Annotated in this window: 21 protein-coding genes; 14 read left to right on the forward strand and 7 right to left on the reverse strand. The window is 69.4% G+C overall.

Translation table 11 applies throughout. The features are described from left to right. Positions 1–25 precede the first annotated feature (25 nt). Positions 26–1,648: an HAD-IIIC family phosphatase gene (locus BS329_RS04880; protein WP_076156008.1), complete on the reverse strand. Its 1,623-nt coding sequence runs from the start codon at positions 1,646–1,648 to the stop codon at positions 26–28. Next, positions 1,645–1,932: an acyl carrier protein gene (locus tag BS329_RS04885; RefSeq protein ID WP_076156010.1), complete on the reverse strand. Its 288-nt coding sequence runs from the start codon at positions 1,930–1,932 to the stop codon at positions 1,645–1,647. Before BS329_RS04885 ends, BS329_RS04880 begins: the two co-directional genes overlap by 4 nt. 244 nt (positions 1,933–2,176) lie before the next feature. Here BS329_RS04885 and BS329_RS04890 point away from each other — a divergent pair, with 244 nt between their 5' ends. Continuing rightward, on the forward strand, positions 2,177–3,655 hold the full coding sequence (locus tag BS329_RS04890) for an SDR family NAD(P)-dependent oxidoreductase (protein WP_076156011.1): 1,479 nt from the start codon (positions 2,177–2,179) through the stop codon (positions 3,653–3,655). Between the two features lie 390 nt (positions 3,656–4,045). Then, on the forward strand, positions 4,046–5,119 hold the full coding sequence (locus tag BS329_RS44385; protein WP_143252854.1) for a helix-turn-helix domain-containing protein: 1,074 nt from the start codon (positions 4,046–4,048) through the stop codon (positions 5,117–5,119). Here the strand turns inward: BS329_RS44385 and BS329_RS04900 are convergent. Further along, entirely contained in the window at positions 5,097–5,765 is a 669-nt protein-coding gene (locus tag BS329_RS04900) for an isochorismatase family protein (protein WP_076156014.1), read from the reverse strand. The genes BS329_RS44385 and BS329_RS04900 overlap by 23 nt on opposite strands. A gap of 166 nt (positions 5,766–5,931) precedes the next feature. Here BS329_RS04900 and BS329_RS04905 point away from each other — a divergent pair, with 166 nt between their 5' ends. The 8 genes from BS329_RS04905 to BS329_RS04940 all read left to right on the forward strand — a co-directional run bounded on the left by BS329_RS04905 (position 5,932) and on the right by BS329_RS04940 (position 12,824). After that, positions 5,932–6,546 carry an LmbU family transcriptional regulator gene (locus tag BS329_RS04905; RefSeq protein ID WP_084749436.1) on the forward strand — a complete coding sequence of 205 codons (615 nt, stop codon included), beginning with the start codon at positions 5,932–5,934 and terminating at the stop codon, positions 6,544–6,546. Between the two features lie 55 nt (positions 6,547–6,601). After that, entirely contained in the window at positions 6,602–7,942 is a 1,341-nt protein-coding gene (locus BS329_RS04910; RefSeq protein ID WP_076156015.1) for a preATP grasp domain-containing protein, read from the forward strand. Beyond that, the gene (locus BS329_RS04915) at positions 7,939–8,808 is read left to right on the forward strand and encodes an LLM class F420-dependent oxidoreductase (RefSeq protein WP_076156016.1); all 870 of its coding nucleotides are present in this window, start codon (positions 7,939–7,941) and stop codon (positions 8,806–8,808) included. Before BS329_RS04910 ends, BS329_RS04915 begins: the two co-directional genes overlap by 4 nt. 28 nt (positions 8,809–8,836) lie before the next feature. Further along, on the forward strand, positions 8,837–9,610 hold the full coding sequence (locus BS329_RS04920; protein ID WP_076156017.1) for a class I SAM-dependent methyltransferase: 774 nt from the start codon (positions 8,837–8,839) through the stop codon (positions 9,608–9,610). A gap of 132 nt (positions 9,611–9,742) precedes the next feature. Beyond that, a complete protein-coding gene (gene nhaA, locus BS329_RS04925; RefSeq protein ID WP_076156018.1) occupies positions 9,743–10,939 on the forward strand; it encodes a Na+/H+ antiporter NhaA in 1,197 nt (398 codons plus the stop codon). Between the two features lie 51 nt (positions 10,940–10,990). Beyond that, positions 10,991–11,476, forward strand: coding sequence for a phage holin family protein (locus tag BS329_RS04930; RefSeq protein WP_143252855.1), 486 nt, complete (start codon positions 10,991–10,993; stop codon positions 11,474–11,476). An 11-nt stretch (positions 11,477–11,487) separates the two neighbouring features. Then, positions 11,488–12,411 carry an alpha/beta fold hydrolase gene (locus BS329_RS04935; RefSeq protein ID WP_076156019.1) on the forward strand — a complete coding sequence of 308 codons (924 nt, stop codon included), beginning with the start codon at positions 11,488–11,490 and terminating at the stop codon, positions 12,409–12,411. Next, the gene (locus tag BS329_RS04940; protein WP_076156020.1) at positions 12,408–12,824 is read left to right on the forward strand and encodes a DnaJ family domain-containing protein; all 417 of its coding nucleotides are present in this window, start codon (positions 12,408–12,410) and stop codon (positions 12,822–12,824) included. Before BS329_RS04935 ends, BS329_RS04940 begins: the two co-directional genes overlap by 4 nt. Positions 12,825–12,911: 87 nt before the next feature. Here BS329_RS04940 and BS329_RS04945 read toward each other — a convergent pair whose 3' ends face one another. From BS329_RS04945 to nth, 4 genes are read right to left on the reverse strand one after another with little or no spacing between them, the layout of a single operon-like run. Next, positions 12,912–14,096, reverse strand: a complete 1,185-nt coding sequence (locus BS329_RS04945) for a MarP family serine protease (protein WP_076156021.1) — start codon at positions 14,094–14,096, stop codon at positions 12,912–12,914. Between the two features lie 6 nt (positions 14,097–14,102). Further along, positions 14,103–14,810 (reverse strand): NUDIX hydrolase, encoded by a 708-nt coding sequence (locus BS329_RS04950; protein ID WP_076156022.1) that lies wholly within the window; start codon positions 14,808–14,810, stop codon positions 14,103–14,105. Further along, entirely contained in the window at positions 14,807–15,403 is a 597-nt protein-coding gene (locus BS329_RS04955) for a TlpA family protein disulfide reductase (RefSeq protein WP_076156023.1), read from the reverse strand. Before BS329_RS04955 ends, BS329_RS04950 begins: the two co-directional genes overlap by 4 nt. Further along, the gene (nth, locus tag BS329_RS04960) at positions 15,400–16,083 is read right to left on the reverse strand and encodes an endonuclease III (RefSeq protein WP_076156024.1); all 684 of its coding nucleotides are present in this window, start codon (positions 16,081–16,083) and stop codon (positions 15,400–15,402) included. Before nth ends, BS329_RS04955 begins: the two co-directional genes overlap by 4 nt. A gap of 238 nt (positions 16,084–16,321) precedes the next feature. On the opposite strand from nth, the gene BS329_RS04965 reads away from it, so the two are divergent. The 4 genes from BS329_RS04965 (at position 16,322) to dnaN (ending at position 20,214) form a co-directional block, all read left to right on the forward strand. Then, positions 16,322–16,573 (forward strand): hypothetical protein, encoded by a 252-nt coding sequence (locus tag BS329_RS04965; protein WP_005166943.1) that lies wholly within the window; start codon positions 16,322–16,324, stop codon positions 16,571–16,573. A gap of 158 nt (positions 16,574–16,731) precedes the next feature. Then, positions 16,732–17,406 (forward strand): Crp/Fnr family transcriptional regulator, encoded by a 675-nt coding sequence (locus BS329_RS04970; RefSeq protein WP_003081747.1) that lies wholly within the window; start codon positions 16,732–16,734, stop codon positions 17,404–17,406. A 471-nt stretch (positions 17,407–17,877) separates the two neighbouring features. Then, positions 17,878–19,140: an MFS transporter gene (locus BS329_RS04975; protein WP_076156026.1), complete on the forward strand. Its 1,263-nt coding sequence runs from the start codon at positions 17,878–17,880 to the stop codon at positions 19,138–19,140. Between the two features lie 9 nt (positions 19,141–19,149). Further along, positions 19,150–20,214: a DNA polymerase III subunit beta gene (gene dnaN / locus BS329_RS04980; RefSeq protein ID WP_076156028.1), complete on the forward strand. Its 1,065-nt coding sequence runs from the start codon at positions 19,150–19,152 to the stop codon at positions 20,212–20,214. Positions 20,215–20,237: the final 23 nt, after the last annotated feature.

Consider the following 20,237-nt stretch of genomic DNA (forward strand, 5'->3'; position numbering starts at 1 on the left):
CGCGATTTCTCCCCTCGATTCGGGTTCAGCGCCGGGTGAGCTGCGGAACCCAGTCGCGCACCGGCACGGAGACGGTCGACGGGGCGTCTTTCGCACCGGGCAGCGCCCCGGTCAGCTGCTCGACGAACATGCGCGCGGGCGCGTTGCGCGCGGTGGGGCGCAACGGAAGCAGCAGTGTCCTGGCGCCCAGCCGATCCGCGTGACCGGCGACGAAGCGGAGCACCTCGTCCTCGACCCGCCGGTTCAACACGCGGCAGCTCATTAAGAAGACCGGCAGCTCGACGACGTCGCCCCGCTGCCCGGCGACGACCAGCCCGACCGTCCCGTAGTCGCCGAAGCGGTCACGGACCCGGACCGTCCAGCCCTGGCCGTCCCCGGTCAGCAGCGCACGCAACCGGGGTACCGAGTAGACCTCGCCCGCGAGATTGAACTGGGTGGTCCGCGCGGTGAGCTGTGCCGCGCGGTCGAGCCCGTCGTCGGTGAGCTCGGTGAAGGACACCTCGATCGCGCAGCGGTCGAGGAAGTCCTGGTAGTCGGTGCTCGTCTCGCGGAGCGCGACCCGCTCGCGGCGGGTCGAGTACCAATCGGCCCGCAACCGGTCCTCTTCGGTCACCGACAGCTGGTCGAAGGCCCAGGTGTGCTCGATCTGCCCGCGGATCCGTTCCTCCGCACGGGAAAGCTCCACGACCGTGACCTCGGGCAGCTGGGCGCGGACGGACGCGCATTCGACCGGGTCGTCGTCGACGAAGACGAACGAACTGAGCGCGAGGTCCAGTTCGACCGCCAGTTCGGCGAGGGACAGGGCCTTCGGGTTCCAGCCGATCCGGTGCGCGGTGACATCGCCCCACGCCAGAACCATGCCGGAGTTGCGCGCGAAGACCTCTTCGACGTCTTCCTGATTGTTCCGGCTGCAAAGGCACAACAGTTTCCCGTCGGCACGCTGCGCCAGCATGAACTCCTGCAACCAGCGGCGCGCTTCGCCGACCTTCACGCCTGTCGGGCCGTCCTCGCCGCAGATCCCGGTCCACAGCGTGTTGTCGCAGTCGAGCACGATGACCTTCTTCGGCTTCCCCCAGCTGCTCACGGCCTGACGGACGAGCCAGGTGGCCACCGCTTCGCAGTATTCGTCGCTGTAGGGCAGATGCCCGATCCGGTCGGCGTACTCGTCGTGGATCTCGGCCACCTCGTACCGCTCCGCCACCCCGTCGAGGGCGATCGGGTACATCCCCGGTGTCGCCTCGGCCGTCGCGGTGATCCGCTCGGCCGCCCGCCGCGTCCACCGGGCGAGCTCGGCGTCTTCCGCGGTGGCGGGCGAACTCGGCGTGACGGCGACGAACCAGGTGGCGGCCGAACGATCGGGAACGCCGCCGAGCGCGGCGACGAGTTCGTCGACCATCGCGTCGGCACGGTCGCCGAGCCCTTCGCCGCGAGCGAAGTCCTCCGGCCGCAGCAGCAGGACGTTCACTCCGGTGCCGGCAAGCAGCACGCCGCCGGGATCGTGGAGGGCTTCGAGGACCTGGCCGTAGGGAGCGACGGTCACCGACCGGCCGGGCGCTGCCTCGCCGAGGACGGTCACCATCGAGGCGGCGACCACGTCGAGGGTGAACGTCCCCGCCGCCGCGATCCCGGGCTTCGCCGCCGTGTTCATGCGCGCGCCGCCTCGACGTGCTCGCGGACCACATCGGTGAAGTCCGCAACGGTCGTGTGCGGAGAAAGCGCGTGCACGGGGATTTCGACACCGAGTTCGCGCCACAGCCGGGAGAGGACGCGGACGGCGCGCACCGAATCGCCGCCGAGCACCCCGAATCGGCTTTCCGAAGGCACTTCGGACGCGCCCAGCACCGTCTGCAGGGCCGTCAGTACAGCTTTCCCTACGAGGTCCGGACCACCGTCGGAGTCCACGACCACACCGGAATTCCGGCTCTGTTCCATGGGGCCACACTCCATTAAGTCCTCTGAGGACATTGATTGATCCGTGCCGTCTTCGCGGCGGCGGAAATCGCTCGGCCGCGCTTCAGGCAACGGCAAAATTGCGAACGAGGACGAGGCTACGACAGGATTCCCCTGCGCCGCAAGCACGTTCATCGGGTAAGCGGCGATGCCATCGACCGACTTTCCCTGTCAATAGAAAGTGACATTCCCGCCCCTCCGGGCGGCCTTTCGAGACGGAGCTTCGATGCTATTGACCACAGCGGATCTCGCCCTGTTCGCCGAGGCCAGCGGTGACCGAAATCCATTGCACACCTCGGCGGAATACGCCCGGCGGACCCCTTTCGGCGGTCCGGTCGCCCACGGCGTGCTCGCCGCCGTGGCCGCACTCGACGAGATCGCGACCACGGTCACCGTCGGCGGGATTCACGGCGTCGAGGTCGAATTCCGGCAGGCGACGCAGCCCGGCATCACCTACGAAACGGCATTTTCCCGGGAAGCGGGCGATCGAACACGGGTCACCGTCTCCGATGGCGGGGCATTATGCCTGACCATCACCATCTCGCATGGTGCCGCGGAAGATGTTCCATACCGTCCGCGGGCAACTCGCCGGGAGCCGCGTGTGGTGACCGCCGATGAACTGATCCCCGGATTCTCGGTCACCGGCGCCTACGGGCCGGGAAGCGCGCTCGACGCATTGTGCGAGCGCTGGCCCGCCGCGGCCCGATCACTCGGCCGGTTTCCCCTGACCTGCCTGCTCTGGTGCAGTTTCCTCGCGGGCATGGAACTTCCCGGCCGCGACTGCCTGCTGAACGGTTTCTCACTGCGCCTCCGCCCGGCCGCGACCATGGGACCACTGGAACTGGGCTACACGGCGGAGGTGGCCGAGTTCGATCCCCGGTTCGGGTTGCTGACCGTCGAGGGACGCTTGCACGGCGACGCCGCGGCAGGCCCGACGGTGGCCGAAACCACGATCGAGACCCTGGTCCGGCGTCCGATGCCGGGACCTTCGACCGAACGGCTCCTCGAATTCCTGCCGCGTTCCGAGCGGCTTCGGGGGCACACCTCCGCCGTCGTCGGCGGCAGCCGCGGCCTCGGCGCGGCACTGGTGCTCGCGCTCGCGAGTCAGGGCGGCAGGGTGCTGGTCGGCCACCGCGGTACCCACGCCGACCTCGCCGACCTCGCCGACCTCGGCTCGTCACTGGGCGGTGAGGTCGTGTCCTGCGCCGGCGACGCGACCGGCGCGCGGTGGTCACGGGAGATCGCGCACGCCGCGGACCACGCGCTCGATCTCCTGATCTGCAGCGCCGCGCCGCCCATCCGGCCGCTCCGGCTCGACCCGGCGGGGCTCGACCGCGTCCAGGAATTCGTGGCCACCGCGTTCGCCTTGGTCAGCGCGCCGATGGCGGGCTTGCTCGGCGCGGTGAGCAAGGCGAGCGGGCGCTGCCTCGTCGTCTCCTCGTCCGCGATCACCGCGCCGCCGTCGGACTGGCCGCATTACGTCGCCGCGAAACACGCCGTCGAAGGCCTGACCGGCTGGGCCGCGGCGCACCACCCGGACACGGAGTTCTTCGTGGCACGGCCGGGAATGCTGCTCACCGAGCAGATGAACACCCCGGCCGGACGGGACAGCGCGGCGGAAGTCGAACCGGTCGCCGCCGCCATGGTGCGCAGGGTCACCGACGCCACGCCCGCGACCGGACGACCCGAGTTGCTGACCTGGTAGACGTCCCGCTCGCCGTGTCCCGCCGCGCGGGACGCGGCGAGCCGGCGCGACAAGACACCTGCCCCCTTAAGCCGACGAAAGGGGCGAAGGAACTAGCCCATTGGCGTGAAGTTCCGGACCTTACCCCGTAGTCGATGGCGAAGAAATATAGCTATTCGGTAACTTTGCCATGATCACTGCCGAAGCAATTGCCCGAAGCTCGACCGAGCATTGACGGGCACGAGGGGGCTTGGGGGCGTGTCAAGGAATGTCCGACTGCATGGGCGCGCGAAAGAATGCCGCGAAGTCGAGCGACTTCTCTCCGGTGTCGACGAGGTTACCGGCCAGATAATACTCATCGAAGGATCGCCGGGTCTCGGCAAGTCAAGCTTCCTGCAGAAAATCCGTATCATGGGAATCGAAATGGGATTCCGGCTCGCCCCGCGTACGCTGAATCTCTTCGGTTCCGCGCAGGGGCACTGCGCGGCGCGCTCCTGGTTCGACGAGCAGCCGAAGAAACAGCCGCTCCTGTTGCTCGTCGACGACGCGCAGCTCGCGGCACCGGACACCATCCGGCAGCTGAACTGGCTGAATTCGGAACTCGTCACCCGTCCGCTGGTGATCGCGCTCGCCCGTATTCCCGGGATGGGCGGGCCGGAAATGAACCGTCTGCTCGCCAGGAACAGTCCGCACGTGGAACGGCTGGCACTCGGACCGCTCGACCGGGCGGCGGTGCGGTCGCTGCTGGACGATCTGCTCGACGCCGCTCCCGACGCGCGGCTCCTGGCCTTGGCCGACGACCTCGGTGGCAACCCGCGCCTGATCGTCGACCTGGTCACCGGGCTGCGGGCGGAGCGCCGACTGGAAGTCTCCGGCGGCTGCGCGCGGCTGTCGTCGAACGCGGTTCCCCGACGGCTCCGGACCACGCTCATCCACATGGTGCGCAGCCTCACCCCGGCCACGCGCCAGCTCGTCCAGGTCGGTGCCGCGCTCGGGCCGAGTTTCCGGCTCGCCGACGCGGCGAAGCTGCTGCGTGCGACCCCCGGCGACCTCTTGCTGGGCGTCGACGAAGCCGTCGCGGGCGGGCTTCTCGTGGAAGACGGCGGACGGCTCGCCTTCCCCGGCAGGCTCCTCTGGCACGGCGCCACGGAATCCGTGCCCAACAGCGTGCTCACGGCCATCAAAGCGGAACTGCCGTCGCTGCCCGCGACCGGCGCGGGCACCGTGCCCGGCCAGGACGAAGCGGGTGAAGCGGAAGAACCGGCACGCACCGCGGCCACCGAGATGCCGGGGTGGGCGGACCTGACCGACACCGAACGGCAGGTCGCCAGGCTGGTCGGCGCCGGGATGACCAACCGCCAGGTGGCACGCGACGCACGGATGTCCAGCCATACCGTGAACTACCACCTTCGCGGCATCTACCGAAAGCTCCAGATCCGCTCCCGCGTCGACCTTGCCAGGCTCATCTACCAGAACGGGCCGTGATCGCGGATTCGTCCACTTCGGACAGAACCCGCGCCGTCGTCGGGGTCGCGGCGCACCGCTCCGCCGCGTACCGCAAGGCGAGCCGGTGGTAGTCGAGGGAGAAGTCCGCGACGGCGTCGGCGACCAGGAAGGGCTGGACGTCGTGGGAAAACGCCTCGCACGCCGTCATGAGACAGCCGACGTGGGCGTAGACCCCGCAGATGATGAGCTGGTCGCGGTCCTCATCACGCAGGAACTCCAGTAGTCCCGTGCGGTGGAAGGCGCTGTACCGCCACTTGGTGAACACCACGTCGTTCAACCCTGGCGTCAGTTCGTCGACGATTCTGCGCTCTTCCGGGGCCACCGTCATCCCGGCACCCCAGAAATCCTTGAGCAGTCCGCGTTCGCCGTCGCTCATGCCACCGGGCTGCGCCGTGTACGTCACCGGGATTCCCAGTTTCGCGCACGCGGTGCGCAAAGCCGCGCAATTGCGCACCAGGTCGTCCCTCGGCCCGGCTCCTCCTTCGGGGAACGCGGAGACGAAATAACGCTGCATGTCGTGCACCAGCAGCACGGCGCGACGCGGATCGATCCGCCAGGTGACGGTGTTGTCCGGAACGTCGCTTTCGCTGGGCATCGCGTACGCGGCGATGGCTGGCAATCCCACGGGTTCACCCTTCCGGTAAGCCGAAAATGCTTCCTTCACGGTAGTGCGGGGATTCGACGACCACAGCTACTCATTTGTGCGGCGCGGTTACCTACAAGAGTAATTGCCCGCGACGCCGTGGTTGCCGGAGTCTTGGCTCGTCACGCCGAAGGAAGTGGAGGACATCATGGTGCGGGAGACGCCCGTGCGCAGCCCGAACGCGGGTGGGGTCGTCACCAGGTCGAAAGTATTCCCCGGAGTGTCACTGCCCGGCCTCGGCATTTCCGCGAGCCCTGTCGGTCTCAGCTTCGGGACGGAGATCGAACTGCCCGCCTGGTGCCGGCTCGGTACCCACGTGTCGATGCTGGGCATGGCCTCGGCGTGGTGGATCGGCGACTGGCTCGTCTACGGACAGGACCGGCACAAGGATCGCTACCGGCGCGGCATGTCCGAGCATTCCCTCGACTACCAGACGTTGCGCAATTACGCCTGGGTCGCCCGCAGGGTGGAACACCGCCGCAGGCGTCGTTCGCTGAGTTTCCAGCACCACGCCGAGGTCGCCCGGCTGCCCGGTGAACAGCAGACCCGGTGGCTGGCCATGGCGGAGGAACGCGCGTGGTCCCGGAACACCCTGCGCCATCAGCTGCGTGGGCTGCCCGAGACGAAAGGGCGTACGGCGAGCCCCCTTCGCCTCGACGTCCCGGCCGAGCACCGGGGCCGCTGGCAACAGGCCGCGGACGAGGCCGGGATGAGCCTCACCGCCTGGGCGATCAACCGCCTCGACGACGCCGCGCACGGGTGAACCACGCACGCTGCTTCGTCCATTGTAGACAGTGCGCGACAGTGAGGGGACAGGCGTGAGCACGCTGCTGATCAACAATCTCGGCCGGCTCATCACCGGTACCCGCGGCGCGAGCGCGCTACTGGGGCACGCCAACATGCTGGATCCACCGTATGACAGGTATCTGCGGGCGCAGTCCCACCGGACGGTGTGGCTGGCGGACCCCGGTGACGTCGTGGTCGTCCCCACCCCGATCGACCCGCAGTTCCTCGAGTACGCCACCGGCATCCGTGGATTCGGACCTCAGGACCTCACCGTGCTGGACCCGGCGGCCGTCCGCGCGACCGGTTTCACCGAAACCATCCTGCGGGCGATCACCGACAGGCGGGCCGAGCGGGCGTGGCCCTATTACTTCGACCGCACGGCGGCCGCGCTGGTCCGTTCCCTGGACCTGCCGGTACCCGGCTTCACCGGCCAGGGCGGCGCGGAACTGCTCAACAGCAAGGTGCTGTTCCGGGCGCTCGCGGCGGGGATCGGGGTGCCGATCGCGGAGGGCGTGGTGCCCGCGTCGGCCACCGAAGCCGAGGAATACCTATGGGCGGCCCTTTCGCTCGGCCGGTGCGTGATCGTCAAACAGGATTTCCATGTGGGCGGGCTCGGCAACGAGATCGCGAGCCCCGGCGTGCGGATCCGGCCGATCGGCGCCCGTCAGGTGCACCACTGCACCGACCGGGAAGGGGTCGCGCGGTTCGTCGCACGGCACTGGCGAGCCGAGCACGAACACCGCGTCGTCGTGGAGCACTACACGCCGGATTCGCGATCCATCTACGTGGGCTACCACCTGACCGACGACGGCGTCGAGGCGTACGGCCACGGCGAAATGCGGATGACACCCATCATCAACGGCCTGATCACCCCCAGCCCGGCCGTGTCGTCCCCCGCGTTCGCCGAGTTCCTCGGCCACGCCGGGCGGCTGGCGGGCGCGGTCAGGGAGATGGGCTACCGCGGCCAGTTGAGCGTCGACGGCGTGCTGACGCCCGATAACGGCGTATTCCTCACGGAGTTCAACGCTCGTTCGGGCGGCGCCACACACAATCACTGCATTATGAGCCGGCTCGCGCAACCGCGCGGCGAAGCCGACCGGATCATGCTGGACCGGCGCCGCTGCACCCTGCCCCCGTTGAAATCGCTGCTCACCGCGCTGGAGCGCGCAGGGCTCGGCTTCGACGCCGCGAGCCGGTCCGGCGTGATCGTCACGGTGCACGACGGCGACACCTGCCGCGAGACCGGCGAGTTCTGCACCATCGCGGAGAACCTCGAAGCCGCCGATCAGCTGGAAAACAGGGCTGTCGCGGCCATCCGAGGCTTGGGTGGCGCGGTGGCCGAAGCGGAGACCGAGACGAGGGAGCAGGTATGAAGATCGGGGTGTCCACTTTCGTCACCGACGAAGGAATCGGCCCGATCGACCTCGGGCGCGCGTTGGAGGAACGCGGTTTCGAGTCGTTGTTCGTGGCCGAGCACACCCATATCCCGGTGAAGCGGGAAACGCCGTACATCCCGAACCGGGAGATGTACTGGCCCGCCTACGGCGAACTGCCGAGGATCTACTACCGGACGATCGACCCGTTCGTCACGCTCACCGCCGTCGCGGCGGTGACAAGGCGGCTGCTGCTCGCCACCGGCGTGGCACTGGTGGTGGAACGGGAGCCGATCAACCTCGCGAAGCAGTTCGCCTCGCTCGACCTGCTTTCCGGCGGGCGCGTGCTGGCAGGCGTCGGCGCCGGTTGGAACCGGGAGGAGATGCGCAATCTCGGCACCGACCCCACGACACGGATGGCGCTGGTACGCGAGCGGGTGCTGGCGATGAAGGAGATCTGGAGCAAGGAGTCCTCGGAATTCCACGGGAAGTTCGTGGACTTCGACCCCATCCGCTCCTGGCCCAAACCCGTGCAACGGCCGCATCCGCCCGTCCTGGTCGGCGGCGACGGTCCCGGAGTGCTCGACCGGGTACTGGAGTACGGCGACGGCTGGGCGCCGATCCTCGCCAAGTCGGTGCCGGTGCTGGCCGGTCGCATCACCGAACTCCAGGACCGGGCGGCCGCTGCGGGCCGCGGGCGCCTTCCCGTGACGGTCTACGGCGTGCCACCGGACGCCGAGGTCATCGGCGAACTGGAAGCGGCGGGAGCGGATCGTGCGCTGCTGCAGCTTCCGACGACACCGCGGGACGAGTCGCTCGCCGAACTCGACCGGTTCGTCCCGCTGTTGGAGAAGTACGGCGATTAGGCCACCGAGCCGGAACGGAGACGGACCGATGCTTCCCCCTGTCGACTACGACGACCGCCTGCACGAGGGTTATGCCGGAGGGCGTGCCTTGACCGCGGCGACGGCCGAGGTCTGGCGCTCGGCCTTCGACCGCAACGCGCGACCGCAGCGCCCGCTCACCGTTCTCGACCTCGGGTGCGGGGTCGGCCGGTTCAGCCCGGTGCTGGCCGACCTGTTCGACGGACCCGTGTACGGCGTCGAGCCCGCCGGACAGATGCGCGCGGTCGCGGAAACCGAGAACGGCCACCCGGCGGTGAGCTACCTGGCGGGCGACGCCGCGCACATCCCGCTCGACGACGAAAGCTGCGACCTCGCGTTGCTGTTCCTCATGTTCCACCACGTGCCCGACCGGGCCGCCGCGACGGCGGAACTGGCCAGAGTGCTCCGGCCCGGCGGCCGGGTGCTGCTCCAGAGCAGTTTCTCCGGCGAACTCGAGGACCGTCACTGGTTCCGCTACTTCCCGAGGGCGCGCCGGATCGAGGACCGGATGTTCCCTTCGTTCGACGAGGTCGTCACCGCTTTCGGCGAGGCGGGCCTCGTCCACCTCGGCACTGATCACGTCGAGTGCGAGGTCGCGCCATCGCCGTCGGCCTACGCGGCCAAGCTGCGCCACCGAGCGATCCCGACCTTCGAATACCTGGAGGAGGACGAGATAGCGGCCGGGTTCGCGGCGCTCGACGCCGCGGTGGCTGCCGACGAGAGCCCGGCCCCGATCATCGAACCCGCACGCCTGCTCCGGTTCGGCGCCGCTTCGACAACGTGAACGGGCGCCCGGGTGTGGTGACAGTCATGAACGGGCTGTGACCAGGCGCCCCGGACGTTAAAATCCCGTCAAGGTGCGCCGGGAAGTCTGGTCGGCAACAGTATTCGTCGTTGCCGAAAACCGGAGGATGCCTTGTCCGGCCACAACCGCCCCGCGAAAGCCGTCGCGGATTTCGCCCGCTACCTGCGCACGGAGACGACCGGTGGGTTGATCCTGCTCGGCGCCACCGCGATCGCCCTGCTTTGGGCCAATTCGCCCATCGACGACGTTTACCGCGCGATCCGCGATTTCCGGCTCGGCCCCGAATTACTCCACCTGAATCTCACTATCGGCGACTGGGCGAAGGACGGCCTGCTCGCGCTGTTCTTCTTCGTCGCGGGACTCGAACTCAAACGCGAACTCGTGGTCGGCGAACTGTCCCGGTTCAAACAGGCCGTGCTGCCGGTGGTGGCCGCGATCGGCGGCATGATCGTCCCCGCCGTGGTCGCGCTCGCCGTCGGCTGGGGGACGCCGGGGATCGACCGCGCGTGGGCCATCCCGGTCGCCACGGACATCGCCTTCGCGCTGGGCGTGCTCGCCATCACGGCGTCCAACCTGCCGAGCAGCGCGCGGGTCTTCCTGCTCTCCCTGGCGGTGGTCGACGACCTCGGCGCGATCCTCATCATCGCGATCCTGTTCACCGCGAAGTTCGACCTCGTCGCCGCGGGCGTCGCCGTCGCCGCTCTCGCGCTGTACGCCTACCTGCAGAAACGCCGCGTCCGCAGTGCCTGGATCTACGTGCCGCTGGCCCTGATCACCTGGGTCGCGGTGCATTCGGCGGGTATCCACGCCACCATCGCCGGCGTCGCGCTCGGGCTGCTCACCCGCGTCCGCGCCGACGAGGGCGAGGAGCACGCGCCGGCGATCCGGCTCGAACACCGGTTGCAGCCGTGGTCGGCCGCGGTCGCGGTGCCGCTGTTCGCGCTGTTCGCGGCCGGGATCAAGGTGACCGGTGAATCGCTCGGCGCGGTGTTCACCACGGCGTTGCCGCTGGCCGTGCTGATCGGACTGGTCGGCGGGAAGCTGATCGGGATCTTCGGCGCCAGCCTGCTCGCGGTGAAGTTCAAGCTCGCGGAGAAACCCAGGGGGATGGGCTGGCGGGACATCGGCGCGCTGTCGATGCTCGGCGGTGTCGGGTTCACCGTGAGCCTGCTGATCGCGGACCTCGCGCTCGACGGGGAATCCGTCGAACTGGCCAAGGCGGCGGTGCTGATCGCGTCGGCCATCGCCTCGCTTTCGGCCGCCGCGATGCTCGTGCACCGCAGCCGCGTGCACGCACGGGAAGATTGAGAAGGCGACACTCGCCGGTCCGCCGCGCCCGGGATGAGGGCACGTGGCACGATGACCGGTGTGAGCAGCCCCAAGCACGAACGCACCGGCCCCGACGGCGTGGGGGCCGTGCCCTACCTCCCCCTGTCGAGCGATGACGACGTGGTAGCGAGCGAGCAGTCCCTCGGGAAGCTCGTCGGCGACGCCACACAACACGTTTCGACGCTGATCCGCGCCGAGGTCGAACTGGCGAAGTCCGAGGTCGTCGCGGAGGCGAAGAAGGGCGTCAAGGGCGCCATCTTCTTCCTTGTCGCGCTGGTCATCGGGCTGTACAGCTCGTTCTTCTTCTTTTTCTTCCTCGGCGAACTGCTGTCGGAGTTCCTGCAGCGCTGGGCGGCGTTCCTGATCGTGTTCGGGCTGATGCTCGTCTCGACCGCGGTCGCGGGCTTCCTCGGCTACCTCAAGGTGAAGAAGATCCGGGCGCCGGAGCGCACGATCAACAGCTTCAAGGACACCGCGGCCGCGTTCAAGCGGCACGACGCCGAAGACCAAGACTGAGTTTTCGAGCGGTGCAGGCGACACCGGACCCGTCGATCGTCCGGATCGACGGCCCGTGGACCCATCGTGACGTCTCGGCGAACGGCATCCGGCTGCACGTCGCCGAACTCGGCGAAGGGCCGACGGTGCTGCTGCTGCACGGGTTCGCCGAGTTCTGGTGGACCTGGCACCATCAGCTGACCGCGCTCGCCGACGCCGGTTTCCGCGCGGTCGCGGTGGACCTGCGCGGATACGGCGATTCGGACAAACCCCCGCGCGGCTACGACGCCTGGACACTCGCGGGCGACGTCGGCGGGCTGATCAAGTCGCTCGGCGTCCGCAGGGCCCACCTCGTCGGACACGCTTGGGGCGGCATGCTCGCGTGGACGGTGGGCGCGCTGCACCCCCGGCTGGTCTCCTCGGTGAGCGTGCTGGGCGGCGCGCATCCGCTGGCGTTGCGCCGGGCCGTCCGGGGGCCGGGACAGCTGCGGGCTTCCGGACATCTGTTCCGCTTCCAGGTGCCGATGGCGCCGGAGAAATGGCTGGTCAAGGACGACGCGCTCGCCGTCGAGGAGCTGTTCCGCGCCTGGTCCGGTCCACAATGGACGGATACGCCGGGCTTCGCCGAAACCGTGCGGACGTTCCGGCAGGCGATGCTCGTGCCGGGGGTTCCGCACAGCGCGCTCGAGTACTACCGATGGGCCTTCCGCGCACAGTTCCGCGGCGAAGGCCGCCGGTTCGGCGAAGCACTGCGAGGCCGCTACGCCGCCCGAGTGCTGCAACTGCACGGCGAGGACGATCGGTGCGTCCTGCCGGACACCGCGGCCGCGTCACGCCGCTGGGCCCCGGACGCGCGACTCCAGCGCTGGCCCGGCATCGGGCACTTCCCGCAGCTGGAGGCCCCGGAGCGCACTTCGGCCGCGCTGGTGGACTTCCTCCGTATCTTGGAAGCATGACCGAGCGCAAACCGACGGGCGTCTCGTTCGAGTCCTGGGTGGACCGGCAGATCAGGGCCGCGCAGGCGAAGGGCGACTTCGACGACCTTCCCGGCGCGGGGAAACCGCTGCCGAAGACCGACGGCAAGGACACGGCGCTGGCCTGGGTGGTGAACAAGGTCCGCGACGAAGGGCACGACGTTTCCGCGCTGCTGCCGCCGTCCTTGGCGATCGCCAAGGAACTCGACGACCTGCCGGACACGCTCGCCCGCGTGCGCCGGGAGGCGCGGGTGCGGGAGATCGTCGAGGACCTGAACGAACGGATCCGCACCGAGCACCGGCGGCCGGCGGGCGGGCCGGTGCTGCGGGCGCGGCCTTTGGACGTCGAGGAGACCGTGGCTTCCTGGCGGAAAGGCCTCTCACCGGACCGGTGATCCCCCCTTGCGTGCTATGAAGGACGCTTTCCTTGCGATTTTCGCTGTGAAAGGCCCCTTCATTGCCGCGACGCGGCAGGGAAAGGGCTAGTTGGCGCAGGGTCCGGTCGACGTGTTCGCGCTCAGCGACGAAGCCGTGTCCACCACCGGCCGCACCTGCTCCGAGGTCAGCGTGAAGCCCGTCTCGGGATCCTCGACGGCCGCGCCGAACACGACCCCGATGACCTCGCCGTCGGGGTTGATCATCGGCCCGCCCGAGTTCCCGCTGCGGACCTGCCCGCGCACGGTGAACACGTCCCGCTGCACGGTGTTGGACTCGTAGATGTCCGGTCCCCGCAGGTTGATCCGGCCGCGCACTCTGGCGGACGTCGCGGTGTACGGGCCGTCGAGCGGGTAGCCGAGCACGATCGCGTCGTCACCCGCCCGCGCGACCTGCTGTTTGAAGGGGAGCACCGGCGCCTGCAACCGCGGCACCGCGAGCACGGCGACGTCGGCCTCCGGGTCGAAGTAGACGACGCGTGCCGCGAACTTGCCCGAAGTCGACTCGATGGCGACCTCGTCGGTGCCCGCGACGACGTGCGCGTTCGTCATCACCCGCTGCGGCGCGATGACGAAACCGCTGCCCTCCAGCGCCCGCGAGCACGAGGTCGCGTTGCCGCGGATCTTCACCACACTGCCGTGCACCTGCTTGACGATCTGCGTCGCCTGCAACGCGGTGTCCGGCGGGCCGGTGTCCTGGACGTTCGGCTTCTGGAACGGGTCCACAATGGACGGGAAGCCGGACGCGTCGAGCAGTTTCCGCAGTTCGCTCGGGAAGCCTTGGGCCGCCTCCGGCATGACGTCGTTGACGCCGCCGAGCACGACCGAGCTGTTGATCGACTTCGCCAGTCCCGGCACTCCGGAGACCGCCGTGAGCGGCGTCGCGATCAGCCACGCGACCACGAACACGACGGCGGCCTGCACCACCGCGCCGAGGGTCTTGTCGACACCGGAAAGCTTGTCCGGGTTGATTTTCTGCCGCAGTCTCCGCCCGGTCCAGACGCCGAAGGTCTCGCCGAGCGCGACCAGGAACACCACGGTCGCCACCGCGAAGGCGACCTTCGCCGCCGGGTGTTCGAAGAGTTCGACGACCAGCGGCGCGATCTTGATCCCCGCGAGCGCGCCCAGCACCACCCCGACCAGCGAAGGCAGGGCGATGATCACCCCCTGGAACGCGCCGGACACGCCCGCCAGCAGCGCGAGCAGGAGCACCAGTACGTCAACCCAGTTCACCGGCGCCTACTCCTTCTCCGGCACTTGCCGCCCGTCGACCCGCGCCTGATGTTCGGCCAACGCTACGTCAAGCTCCCGGACGTCGCCGTGGTCCCAGTCGCGTTCCCAGCCGCCGAGCGACAGCGTCATCGCCAGGAGACCGGCCGTGAAGCCCCAGACGAACAGCCCGCCGACGTCGAACGCGGGCCCCTTCCAGTCGAAACCCTCGCGCCTGACCTGGAACCGGTTGGCCGGGTCGGTCAGTTCGGCGACCGGCACCCGCGCCACCGCCGCCGTCTCGCCGGGGTCGACCGCGTGCACCGGGGACGGCGTCCGCCAGTAGGCGAGCACCGGCGTCACGGCGAAGGCGGAAACCGGCACGAACAGTTCGGGAAAGACGGCGACCGGCAGCACGCCGGAAGGCTCGACGCCGGTCTCCTCCTCTGCCTCGCGCAGCGCGGTGCCGACCGGCCCGTCGTCACCGGGCTCGGCGCCGCCGCCGGGGAAGGAGACCTGGCCCGCGTGCGAGCCGAGCGTGTCGGCGCGGCGCTGGAGCAGGACGTCCGGCCCCTGCGGGCCCTCGCCGAAGAGCATCAGGACGGACGCGGACCGGTAGCTCGCGTCCGGTGGCACGCTGAACCGGCTGAAGGCGGCCGCGTCGACGTCCCCGCTGATCTTGACGAGCGGTTGCAGCCAGGCGGGCACGGCCTCCGGGTCCACGAGAGGGCCGGTCATGGTGTCCCTTCCACTGCGGCGCGCACCTGTTCAGTGTTCAGGAAGACGCGTGGGTTCTCGATGAGCCGGACGTCTCCCCCCTTCGTGACCAGGTACGTCGCCGGAAGAGAGGGAGGGACCTTTAGTGCCGTCCGCGCAGGCCCCGACTGTCCGTCTCCGTCGAACACGGACGGCAGCCGGACACCCAGTCCGGCCAGCATCGCCAGCCCGTCGGCGCCGGAGCTCGCGACCTGGACGAGGAGCACGCGCGCGGCACCGGGCTGCGCGGCGTACTCCTGGAGCAGTGGCAGTTCGGCGCGGCACGGCTGGCACCACGACGCCCACAGGTTGACCAGCACGGGGCCGCCGGAAAGCACCTTGGCGAGGTCGACCCGGGAGCCGTCGCCGAGGCATTCGACGTCGACCCCGCGCAGCTTCGCTACCTCACCCGGTCCGGGCGGCGGACACGCGCTGAGAGCGGCCTTCGCACGGGCGGCCGTGAGATCCCCGGAAGTCTTGACCGGCCCGTCGCCGTCACGGGTCGTGAGCAACGCGACGATCAAGGCCACCACCAGCACGGCGGCACCGAGAGCCAGCTTGGTGACTCTGGTCACCGGCGCGCCGCCAGGTCCAGGATGTGCTCGCGTTCCTCGCCCTTGACCAGTTTCGCGGCCTCTTCGAACCCTGTCGGGCCGATTCCGTACGAGGGGCACATCTTGGCCAGCGGACAGGCGCCGCAGGCGGGTTTGCGGGCGTGGCAGACGCGGCGGCCGTGGAAGATCGTCCGGTGCGAGAGAAGCGTCCACTCCTTGCGCGGGATCAGCTCGCCGACGGCGTGCTCGACCTTGACCGGATCCTCATCCTCGGTCCAGCCCCAGCGGCGGACCAGGCGGCCGAAATGGGTGTCGACGGTGATCCCGGGGACCCCGAAGGCGTCACCGAGCACGACGTTGGCCGTCTTCCGGCCGACACCGGGCAGCGTGACGAGGTCCTTCAGCTTGCCGGGCACCTCGCCGCCGTAGCGCTCCACCAGCGCGGCACCGAGGCCCATCACCGAGTTCGCCTTGGCACGGAAGAATCCCGTCGACCGGAGGTACTCCTCGAGTTCGGCACGATCGGCACCGGCGTAGTCGGCGGCGGTTCGATAGCGCGCGAAAAGCGCGGGCGTGACCTGATTCACGCGGACGTCGGTGGTCTGCGCCGAAAGCACGACCGCGACCAGCAGTTCGAGCGGAGTGGTGAAGTCAAGCTCGCAGTGCGCGTCCGGGAACTCGTCGTCGAGGCAACGCTTCATCCGCCTGGCGCGTCTCACCAATGCGAGCCGGCTTTCACCCTTGCCCCCCGCTTGGGGGGCATTGGTGAGGGCAGGAGGCACCCCGATAGCCTACGGGCGCCATCGGACGAGCCAGTGGGGAGCACCCGCCGGTCGACGGCCGACACGCCAGAGCACCACCTCGGCGCTTCGATCGAGGACGCCATGAGCGAGGATCTGGAGTAATGCACAATTTTTCGGAATTCCCGGGGCAGGGCGCATGACCGTCTGGTTCGTCATCCTCGTTCCCTTGGTGATCATGTTCTTCGCGCTGTTCATGGAACGCGTGGAGACCAGGCTCAAGCACGTCGCGGTGCAGGAGAACGAAGTCGAGGAGTTCCTCGAGCAGGCGCAGCCCAACGAGGTCCGGGCCCTGTACGGGCACGGAATCGGGCGCGCGCTCGAACTGTTCCGGCTGCGCAGGCTGGGCGGGAAGGCAGCCAGGCTACGCGCGCGACGCGTGCGGAGTTAGGCTCCACGTTCGAGCGAGATCGTTCCCGGCACGGACGCGCCTGCGGCGTGCCGACGAGCGATCTCGCGCGCACGACCTAGACTGACGCAAAAGTGAGCGGCGACACGGTCCCCGGCAGTGGGGGGTCGACGTCGTATCTCGATGAGGAGGCACCCGAGGTGGACGAAACCCTGGCCCGAGCGGGCATTTTCCAGGGTGTTGAGCCGGCAGCCGCCGAGGCGCTGGCACAGACCTTGGAATCCGTGGAGTTCCCTCGCGGGCATGTCATCTTCAACGAGGGTGAACCCGGCGACAAGCTTTACATCATCCAGTCCGGCAAGGTGAAGATCGGCCGCAAGTCACCGGACGGCCGCGAGAACCTGCTGGGCATCTTCGGCCCGTCCGACATGTTCGGTGAACTGTCCATTTTCGACCCCGGCCCGCGGACGTCCAGCGCGACGACCGTGACCGAGGTCCGCGCGGTGACGATGGACCGCCCGGCGCTGCGGCAGTGGATCTCCACCCGCCCGGAGATCGCCGAGCAGTTACTGCGCGTGGTCGCCCGCAGGTTGCGCCGGACGAACAACATGGTCGCCGAGCTGATCTTCACCGACGTCCCCGGCCGTGTGGCGCGCGCGCTGCTGCAGCTCGCGCAGCGGTTCGGCAGCCAGGAGGCCGGTCTGCTGCGGGTCACCCACGACCTGACGCAGGAAGAGATCGCCCAGTACGTCGGCGCTTCGCGCGAGACCGTCAACAAGGCTCTCGCCGACTTCGCGCACCGTGGTTGGCTGCGGCTCGAGGGCAAGAGCGTCCTGATCCTGGACCCGGAGCGCCTGGCCCGCCGCGCCCGGTAGGTAACCGACAGCGCACCTCAGCTGCCGCGAGTAGTCCTCTACTTGCGGTAGTTGTGCGTTCAAGTACCGCAACTAGAGGACTACTCGCGGAGAGACAACGAAGAGCCGGGCGCCACCCCCGACGTGGCGCACCGGCTCTTCGCTGTGCGCGGACCATCCCCCGACGATCCGCGCTCCCCGCCCTCCGGATTCAGGCCCCGACCGTATGCCGGAGGGAGTTGGAGATTGCGTGCTGTCGTACAACCATCCACGGCCGTCGGCCGTGAACTCAAGTTCTTTCACTCTCAAGGACGCCATCTGCGTCGATTTGTTGCCCCGAATGACTCAGATTTGACCGACTGTTACCCAATCGAGACGAACGAGGGGACTCCAGGGCTCGTGGTGCCCGAATTCGGTGGTGACCAAACTTACCGGCCAAGATCTGGTACTCGCGTACCAAAGTAGTTCATACTGGTACGCGTGTCCCAGTCTGTGTCCGCTTCCGCCGAGAACCACCGCACCTCCCTCGCCGACTACCGGGCCGCGCTGACCGCGCCCGGCTCCCGCGGGGCGGTCATCGCGTCCCTGCTCGCGCGCCTGCCGATCGCCATGATCGGCATTTCCGCGCTGCTCTACGTCCAGCGCGAGACGGGCTCGTTCGCCTCGGCCGGACTGGTGTCGGCCGGGTCGCTGGTCGGCGTCTCCGTCGGCGCGGTCGTGCAAGGGCGGCTCATCGACCGCTTCGGGCCGACGCGACCACTGTTGACGACGACGGTGCTCTTCGCGCTGGCGATGACCGCGCTGGTGTTCGCGATCGAGGCGCACGCGCCGACACTCGTGCTGGTCCCGCTCGCCTTCGGCACCGGGATCACCGAGCCGATGGTCGGCTCGGCGTCGCGGGCGCTGTGGACACGGCTCCTGCCGGCCGGGCCGACGCGGAACGCCGCGTTCTCGTACGAAGCCATCAGCATGGAGGTCTTCTTCATCCTCGGCCCGGGGTTCGCCGGGCTGCTGATCGCCGCGCCGTGGGCGGGCACCGGCATCGTGGCCGGCGCGGTGACCATGGTCGCGGGCGCGGTCCTGTTCGCGCTGAACCCGACCGTGCGGGCCTGGGGACCGGCGCCGTCGTCGGGCGGCAAACTGCTCGGCGCGCTGGCCAGCCCCGGGATGCGCACCCTCGCGATCGCCGCGCTGGGCTTCGGCGCCGTGATCGGGTTCGTCGAGGTCGCGGTCCCGGCGGCCGCCGCGGAGGCCGGGAACACCTCGATCGGCGGGCTGCTGCTTTCGGCGTGGTCGGTCAGTTCGGTCGCGTTCGGCGTCGCGTACAGCCTGCGCCCGTGGCCGCGGCAGATGGGCCTGCGGCTGCCGGTGCTGCTGGCCGGATTCGGCGCGCTGGTGGCGCTGCTCGCGCTGCCGGGGTCGCTTTGGGGCCTCGCGCTCGCCATGCTCGCCGCGGGCGCGCTCATCACACCGCAGTCGACGACGCACTCGGCGGCCATCGAGATCGCCGCGCCGAAGGGCACGGCGGCCGAGGCGTTCGGCTGGGTCCTCACCTCGGTGACCCTCGGCCTCGCGTTCGGCCAGTCGATCAGCGGCTACCTCGTCGAGCACGCCGGGTACGAAGCGGCGTTCCTCGCCGCCGGCGCCGTCGGGTTCGCGCTCGCCGGGGTGGTCTGGCTGCTGCGCGGCACCTTCCGCCCTCGGCCGTCCGGAGCCGTCACCGAAGCCCCCGAACTTGTCGGTGCCGCCCGCTAGCTTGCGGGCATGGACCTGACTGCCGCCACCCGCTCCCTCTCGTCCGCCGTTTCCGCCGCCGCACGGCTGCTCTCGCCCCGCTCCGGCCTGCTCCTGCGCGCCGGGCGGGACGGCCTGACCGTCGGCGGCAACGACAGCGAACGAGCGGTCCGCCTGACCAGTGACGCCGTCGTCCACACCGACGGTGAGGTCCTGGTCCCGGCGGGGCCGCTCGCGGAAACGCTGCGCATGCTCGACGACGATCTGGTGCGCCTGGTCGTCGAAGGTTCGAGGCTGGCCGTACGGGTTGAAGGCGGCCGGTTCGCGCTGCCGTTGCTGAGCCGTGAACTCCAGCTCTCGGAGATGCCACCCAAGGTGTCCGAAGTGGACGGTGCCGCGCTGGTGACGGCGTTGCGCACCGTCGCGGGCACGGCGGCCAAGGACGACGCGCTGCCGATGTTCACCGGTGTCCGCGTGCAGAGCTTCAGCCGCGAGCTGCGGCTGACCGCGTCCGACCGGTACCGGATGGCCGTGGCCACCTTGCCGCTGCGCTCCGAAGGCGAGCCGATCGACGCGCTGGTCCCGGCGGGCCTGCTGGCCGAGACGGCGAAGCAGGCGCGCGGCATCGTCGGCCTGCACGGCGATCGCACCCGGTTCGGGCTGAGCTGGGCAGGCGTCACCGTCACCACGGCCGTACTCGACGCGGGGTTCCTGTCGGAGAAGCTGATCGAATCGTCCACTGTGGACACAACGGTCGAGGTCTCCGCCGACGCGCTGGCCGCCGCCGTGCGCCGGGTCGGCGTCTACGCGGACGAGCGCCGGGTGCTGACGCTGGAGGTCGGCGACTCGCACCTGCGGCTGGCCAGCTCCAAGCAGGACACCGGCGAAGCCGAGGAGACGTTGAAGGCCGAGGTTTCCGGCGGCCGGACGTCACCCTCGTTCCAGGCGCGGTATCTCTTGGACGCGCTGCAAGGGTTCCCCGGGGAGCGGGTGCGGCTCGGCGTCCAGCCCGGGATGCGGGCCTGCGTCATCCGCGCGGTCGAGCCCGGGGATGTGGACCTGACCTACTACGTGATGCCGATGCTGCCCCGCTGACCCGTGTTATGAACGGACCGTTC

It is taken from the genome of Amycolatopsis coloradensis, from assembly GCF_001953865.1.
Taxonomy (GTDB): Bacteria; Actinomycetota; Actinomycetes; order Mycobacteriales; family Pseudonocardiaceae; genus Amycolatopsis; species Amycolatopsis coloradensis.